This is a genomic window from Actinomyces sp. S6-Spd3 (assembly GCF_000758755.1).
Classification (GTDB): domain Bacteria; phylum Actinomycetota; class Actinomycetes; order Actinomycetales; family Actinomycetaceae; genus Pauljensenia.
In genome coordinates, this window is the sequence record NZ_JRMV01000118.1 from 1 (window position 1) to 721 (window position 721).

At 52.0% G+C, this 721-nt stretch carries 2 pseudogenes; both read left to right on the forward strand.

The annotated features are described in order from the left end of the window. Window positions 1–269: pseudogene (locus HMPREF1627_RS10640) on the forward strand (ATP-binding protein); the annotation flags it as partial. Between the two features lie 181 nt (window positions 270–450). Further along, a pseudogene (locus HMPREF1627_RS10465) lies at window positions 451–721 on the forward strand (sugar ABC transporter permease); the annotation flags it as partial.

A 721-nucleotide genomic window follows, 5' to 3' on the forward strand; every position in this document is an offset into this window, starting at 1 on the left:
GAGCTTTGACGCGAGGGTTCGTCTATCATGCTCGACTTCAGAACCAACAGGAGGTTGACGCGCTCGTTGAGATAGATGGAACCGTCCTAGTGATTGAAATGAAACTCGGGCATAATCCGGCAGTCGTAGACCGGGCAGCTGAAAACCTATTGCGATTCAGCGAGCTTATAGATTTGCCCACGGTTCCCCTCGTGATCACGGGTAGCGGATTGTCATATCGGCGAGAAGACGGAGTTAACGTAGCATCAGTTGCTGCGCTTGAGCCTTAACTGTAAGCAAGGCGCTTCCTTGCTAAGAGGCAAAACCTAACAACTAATTTGGTGCGGCAACACTGGAATCCGCGTGTTTTGCGAGGCCGCGCAATTTAGTGGCCTGGGGCTCACTTGTCCGACACGGATCGTTCCTGGCCGCGATACCTGCCGTTAACTTTGGATCCCTACAGTTTCACGCATGTGGTCGATTACGTCTGCCAAAGAACGGCGTGACACGCTGCAAAAACGCTCAGACCGGCCTGACTGGAACGAGTGGTGGCTAGCAGCAATCTTGCTCGTTCCCAACCTGATTTTCCTTGCGGTATTCACTTACCGTCCGCTTGCCGATAATATCCGCCTATCGTTCACCAACTGGAACATCTCCTCACCGACTGCGGAATATATCGGATTTGCTAACTACAAAGAATGGTGGAGCCATCCAAATACTTGGACAGTGGTCACCAACACCG